At 41.9% G+C, this 6,041-nt stretch carries 7 protein-coding genes, 1 rRNA gene and 1 pseudogene; all 9 read right to left on the bottom strand.

All coding sequences use genetic code 11. The annotated features are described in order from the left end of the window. On the bottom strand, window positions 1–177 hold a 177-nt coding region (locus HP456_RS18480; RefSeq protein ID WP_172253797.1), incomplete at its 3' end, for an initiation control protein YabA. Window positions 178–191: 14 nt separating this feature from the next. Beyond that, window positions 192–1,020: pseudogene (locus HP456_RS18485) on the bottom strand (PSP1 domain-containing protein). A 7-nt stretch (window positions 1,021–1,027) separates the two neighbouring features. Further along, window positions 1,028–2,011, bottom strand: coding sequence for a DNA polymerase III subunit delta' (gene holB, locus HP456_RS18490; RefSeq protein ID WP_172253798.1), 984 nt, complete (start codon window positions 2,009–2,011; stop codon window positions 1,028–1,030). A 13-nt stretch (window positions 2,012–2,024) separates the two neighbouring features. Further along, window positions 2,025–2,465, bottom strand: coding sequence for a YaaR family protein (locus tag HP456_RS18495; protein WP_172253799.1), 441 nt, complete (start codon window positions 2,463–2,465; stop codon window positions 2,025–2,027). A gap of 74 nt (window positions 2,466–2,539) precedes the next feature. Further along, a complete protein-coding gene (gene darA, locus HP456_RS18500) occupies window positions 2,540–2,869 on the bottom strand; it encodes a cyclic di-AMP receptor DarA (RefSeq protein WP_172253800.1) in 330 nt (109 codons plus the stop codon). A gap of 122 nt (window positions 2,870–2,991) precedes the next feature. Continuing rightward, the gene (gene tmk, locus HP456_RS18505; protein ID WP_172253801.1) at window positions 2,992–3,621 is read right to left on the bottom strand and encodes a dTMP kinase; all 630 of its coding nucleotides are present in this window, start codon (window positions 3,619–3,621) and stop codon (window positions 2,992–2,994) included. A gap of 14 nt (window positions 3,622–3,635) precedes the next feature. Then, entirely contained in the window at window positions 3,636–5,057 is a 1,422-nt protein-coding gene (locus tag HP456_RS25125; protein ID WP_172253802.1) for an aminotransferase class I/II-fold pyridoxal phosphate-dependent enzyme, read from the bottom strand. 98 nt (window positions 5,058–5,155) lie between these two features. Then, complete coding sequence (locus HP456_RS18515) at window positions 5,156–5,374, bottom strand: sigma factor G inhibitor Gin (RefSeq protein ID WP_172253803.1); 219 nt, start codon at window positions 5,372–5,374, stop codon at window positions 5,156–5,158. 579 nt (window positions 5,375–5,953) lie between these two features. After that, a 5S ribosomal RNA gene (rrf, locus tag HP456_RS18520) occupies window positions 5,954–6,041 on the bottom strand; the annotation flags it as partial.

Consider the following 6,041-nt stretch of genomic DNA (forward strand, 5'->3'; position numbering starts at 1 on the left):
CGGTGAGTTCTCCGTCTGTTCCAGTCTTCGGCGCAAATGTTCGTTCTCAAGTTTAAGAGAATGATTCTCCTCGAGCATCTCAGCCAGGCACTGCTTAAGCTCGCCTAATTGATTATATAAATCACCGATCTGTTGTTCCATATTGCTGACTGAATCAAAGAACTCTTTTTTATCCACGACACTACACCCCGTTACTCTGTGGCTTGGAATGATACGGCACCTTCGTTCATTATTTCATCTAAAGTAAATTCCAACACACGTTCTTCTTCCTTTATTTCGACTTGAAGTACGCGTTCGAGAATATTAAGACCTACCACTTTACCTTTCCCGCGAGGTGTCTTAATCACTTCCCCAATATCAGGCAATTCCTCTTTAGCTGCTTCATATTCGTCATTTTCGTACTTCAAACAACACATTAAGCGGCCGCATAAACCTGAAATCTTTGTAGGATTAAGGGATAGATTTTGATCCTTCGCCATTTTAATGGATACCGGTTCAAAATCTCCTAAAAAGGTCGAACAACAAAGCATACGGCCACATGGACCGATCCCCCCCCAGCATTTTCGCTTCGTCACGAACGCCAATCTGACGAAGTTCAATACGTGTACGGAAAATAGAAGCAAGGTCTTTCACCAGCTCCCGGAAATCAACACGTCCATCAGCAGTAAAATAGAATATGACTTTATTGCGGTCAAATGTATATTCTACATCTACTAATTTCATATCCAATTGATGCTGATTAATTTTGTCACAACATACATCGTAGGCTTCCTGTGCGGAAGATTTATTCTCTTCCACCGTCAAGCGATCCTTTTGATCCGCGATCCGAATGACTTTTTTCAAAGGAAGCACTACATCATTTTCACCGACTTGCTTTTTTTCAACAACTACTTTTCCAAATTCAACCCCGCGAACCGTCTCGACGATTACATAACTGTTCTTCCCAACATCCAGTTCTCCGGGATCGAAATAATAGATTTTTCCCGCTTTTTTAAAGCGTACTCCTACAACATGGTACAAAAGACCATCACCCCTGCAGTTTTAACATAAGCTGTTCTACCAGCAGCTGAGAATTCATATTGGCGTTTAATTTGCGTTTTGCTTCAAGTATGACCGTCATACTAGTAGAAAGACGGTTTGTCGATACTTGAAGTGCGTTTGATTTCCATTCTTCCTTTTGGTCGGGGTAGACGAGCTGTTCTTCTTTTCCTAACTGGATCTGAAGTAAGTCTTTATATATTAGAAGTAAAAGATCTAATGCTCGATCAACTTGATCTTTTTCTTTGAAGTGCTGTACAAAATCCTCTTGAATTTTCACCATTGCTTGGAAGGCACTTTTCTGGAGGACCTCATATAATTTTAACACTATTATTCTTGCTTGTGCAAACCACTCATTTTGACATATTTCTACAGCTTCTTCATAGCGATTGGTCAGATTCGCGGCCATAGACGCCATATGAGGCTGTATGCCCTCGTCCACCAATTGTTTAGTCAAATGTTCTTTAGGCAGCGGTTTGAATGAAACCGTCTGGCACCTTGAAAGAATGGTAGGCAGTATTCTATGAATATTTTCAGTGATAAGTATGGCCGTGGTATCCGCCAAAGGTTCTTCAAGGAACTTCAGAAGACTATTCGCAGCATTGACTGTCATCTTATCACTATGAACGATAATATAAATTTTTTTCTTTGATTCGACGCCTGTTTTAGAAAATTCTTCCTGGAGCGATTTAATCTGCTCTTTCTTTATCGAAAGTCCATCAGGTTCCACAAGATGAAGATCCGGATGGTTTCCATTATTGATCCGTCTGCAGTTATTGCATTCTTCACATGCTTTGCCGTCTTTCTGTCTCTCACAAAGTAAAGCTTTTGCAAAGAGCATGCTTACTTCCTTTTTCCGGGTTCCTTTTTCGCCTTCAAATAAATACGCATGAGCAACACGATTTTTCATGATGCTGTTTTGAAGCATCTGCAGAACCACAGGCTGAAACGATTGTAACTCTTCAAACTTCATGTCTACCACTCACTTACATATAGAGATTGATCAGCAATCCCTTTATTTCTCCGATTTTCCCCAATACATCGATCGATTTCTTTTCCTTATCCATCACCGCTTCGGTTAAGTCGACAAGCTGCTGATCGATGGTTTCGACAATATTGAGCTTTCTTCCTTCGCCGTATTGGTTCCATGTATGAGATTGCTTAAGGTCCATACCGAAATCTACCGTTTCTCTCACAAATTTTTTTACAAGTGTTTTGTACTTTGCGAGATCCTTAAAGGTTCTGGAGTTCGCTAAACGGCTTCCCGCATCTTCTATCGTAACCAAAAGCTTATTCAGTTGATCCATTTGCATCTTTTGATCATGCTTTTGGACAAGCTGACCGAAATTCATCTGATTCTTGCCTGTTGTCCTGCTTTCCTTCTGAAGTTTATCTAAAGATACACGGGTATCCTGGTTGATCTTCATTATCTAAACTCCTCGCTTTGATTAAGGCTCTTTTCACAAACTTTATTGCTCTGCACATTAGAAAAGAGAATTGATTAAAACTGATGGAACTGATCGACAGGAAGCACAAATACCGTGGCTCCCCCTACCTCGACCTCAACCGGGTACGGAACGTATGAATCTGCATTTCCTCCCATCGGGGATACAGGAGCGACCAACTGATCACGAGATTGACAATTTTCCTTGATCACCTGCAATGCTTTTTCTACGCGGATATCTTCAGTACCAATGATGAAAGTGGTATTCCCCGACTTCAGGAACCCTCCGGTGCTTGCGAGTTTTGTCGAACGAAAATTATGTTCCATCAACGCATTTGACAAACGATTACTATCTTTATCCTGAACAACCGCCATAATGACTTTCATATGTGGATTTCCTCCGTTTCAAAAACATATACTTCCTTCTATTATATCAATAAATATCGTCCACTAACATCTTTCCAATAAAAAAGAAGACAACCTCTTTTATTGAAGCTGCCTCCCATCTGCTAATCGATAAATTTCTTCACAATATCATATGCTGCTGAAAATACTTCTTCTTTCGTCCGGCTTGCATCAACCACCTGGATTCGCTCCGGATACTGGTTGATCAAAGCTTGATACCCTTTGCGCACCCGTTCATGAAAATCAAGGGATTCCAAGTCAAGACGATTCACTTCTCTGCCATCATGCTGTGCGATCCTCTGTAGTCCTGCTTCGGGCTCGATATCGAAATACAATGTCAGGTCCGGCATTCTATCCTCAATTGCAAATTGATTGATATTCATTACCTCATTCATCCCGATACCCCTTGCATTCCCCTGGTAAGCCAGAGAGCTGTCTATGAATCGGTCACAGATGACGATCGATCCATTCTCAAGCGCCGGTATCACTTTCTCCACTAAATGCTGTCTTCTGGCTGCCGCATACAATAAAGCTTCTGTTCGTTTATCCATCGCAGTATTTTCTTTATTCAAAATTACTTCTCTGATCTGTTCAGCGATCGAAATGCCGCCTGGCTCCCTCGTCTGCATTACATCATAGCCATCTTTTACAAGCTGTTGGTACAACTCACTCAGTATCGTTGATTTCCCAGCTCCTTCTGGGCCTTCAACCGTAATAAAGATTCCCTCTTTCATGTTCAAACCTCCGTCTATCGATAAACCCGGACATACCCTTCGCCGAGACGATGATAGCCTTGTATATTCGCTTTGTTTTTTACATAATCTTGTAATCGCACGATTGTTTTCTTGGAGATCATTTCTCCTGGTATCAATAATGGGATCCCTGGTGGATACGGGGTCACCATCTGGGATGCGATTTGTCCTTCCGCCTCATCTATACACACCCATCGTTCTTCTTTTCCGTCCATCTGCTCATAATCAAGAGAAAGAACTGAGTAAAACTTATCTGTCATTTTCTCATAAGGCGGGTCAGGCAGCTCCTCCTGCACCGGTTCACGTTTCAAAGCTGAAGTCACCCTTACGACTGCCTCTTCAAATGGGAAAGATTTATCATCCTTTAACAATGGAAGGATCATCAGCACATAAAAAGGATCGGCAAGCTCTGTAAAAAGACCCACCTGTTCCAATAACGCCTGTAATTCATACCCTGTTTTCCCTTTGAAACGAAGCAGAAGCTTTAAGGGATCGTGTGTCCGAATGACGTCCAGCCCGGCATGGGCATCCTTCAACGCTTTTACAAAATAACGGGCTTTCTCCATATTCCGTTTACATTCTTCCTCTGTCAATGTACCGATATAGGACCTTGCATAATCCAACGAGGCCATGATCGGATAGGAAGGACTGCTTGACTGCAGCATCGACAGGTATTCCTGTACCTTCTGTCGGTTCACCCGGCCGCTCCCGATATGCAAATACGATCCCATCGTCATTGCCGGCAGCATTTTATGAGCAGAGTGAATAACAATATCTCCTCCCATATCCAGCGCGGAACGAGGAAACGGGCTCCCAATTTTGAAATGCGGGCCATGTGCCTCATCGATGATACAGGTGATATCATATCTATGTAATTCTTCCATAATTGATTCTATATCATACGTGAACCCGTAGTAAGTGGGATAGGTCAGCACACATGCTTTCGCATGGGGATAGTCTTTCAACGTTTCCCGGATAGCCTCGGGACTGACCCCTAAAGGAATCCAGCCGTCCTCATCCCACTCTGTCTCAACCAGCACAGGTTCAGCCTTAGCAAGCTTGATTCCATTTAATACTGACTTATGGCAATTCCGCTGAACCAGAACGACGTCACCACGTGAACAAGTAGCCAGAATTGCGGCCATATTCCCCACTGTGCTCCCATTCACCAGGAAAAAACTGTGTTCTGATTCATAATAATGACTCAGCAGCTCTTCCGATTCCAGAATGGCTTCCTTCGGATCATGCAGATCATCCAGCCCGCTGAGTTCGGTCAAATCAGTGCTATAAAATGCACGACTATTCTTATCCATCAATAAACCATTTTTATGACCAGGTACATGAAACGAAATCGGTTCCTTCGAATGATGAGACCTGATCGCATCTAAAAGAGGCGTCTTGGATTGATCAACCTTCACTGTCTACCCCTCACTTTACTCACTTGCTACTCTACATCGTATCATATTTTATACTGACTTAACCTAAAAAAATCATAACCAAGTTTTCTTTCACCTGGTTATGAATAGATTTGAGGAGTATTCACTTTTTTCAGCCTCTGAATAAATAATTTGTACACGGGCTCATTCGTCTCCGTCTGTACCATTTCCCTTTCGCATTCCGTGCAGATAAACGATGTGTATAGATGGATTCCAACCGACTTTTCACTTTGACACACTATGCACTGTTCACAAACAGGTTCACTTCCAGCATTCACCATACGGATCTCCACCTCCATACAATCTATTCTGCCCCTTGCACTCTAATTGTATACATAATTTTAAACTTTTAAACTAACAGAATTATCAAGTGTACTTTATCTTATGTAGCAACTGCCCAGTCTGTGTATGTCTCTATAAAAAAGATGAGAAAAAGATTGGGGGAGTTTGGCAGGATATTCACGTTTGGAGGGGGATCAATTCACCAACGTTTTTTGTTTTTTCGTTTGTGATTTTGATTGTGTCGCTTTTCTGAATATGAATCTCATTGTGTTAAGCTTTTAGATTATAAATTAATCTGGTTTGTTCATATGGCAGTGATTTCGATCATACCTTAACTGTTTTGATAATAGAATTTCAGGTTTCGATAATAAGTGGATAGCTGCTGCAATCGAGCGATGATTGAATGGGGGTTTCGGAGTGAAGCGAAGGCATTTTAGAGGAATTTTGACCATTCATTCATGTCTTTATAAGATTTTGAATGAAAAAAGATATTTTTCATGAAAATCGATGTGGTCAAAAGACAGATGAGCAGACTTATAATCAAATCCGGCCACTACAAAAAAAGAGTAACTCCCAAGAGCTACTCTTTCCTATTTGCCTGGCGACGTCCTACTCTCACAGGGGGAGAGCCCCCAACTACCATCGGCGCTGAAGAGCTTAACTTCCGTGTTCGGCATGGGAACG

The organism is Bacillus haikouensis (assembly GCF_013179555.1).
GTDB lineage: Bacteria > Bacillota > Bacilli > Bacillales > Bacillaceae_B > Rossellomorea > Rossellomorea haikouensis_A.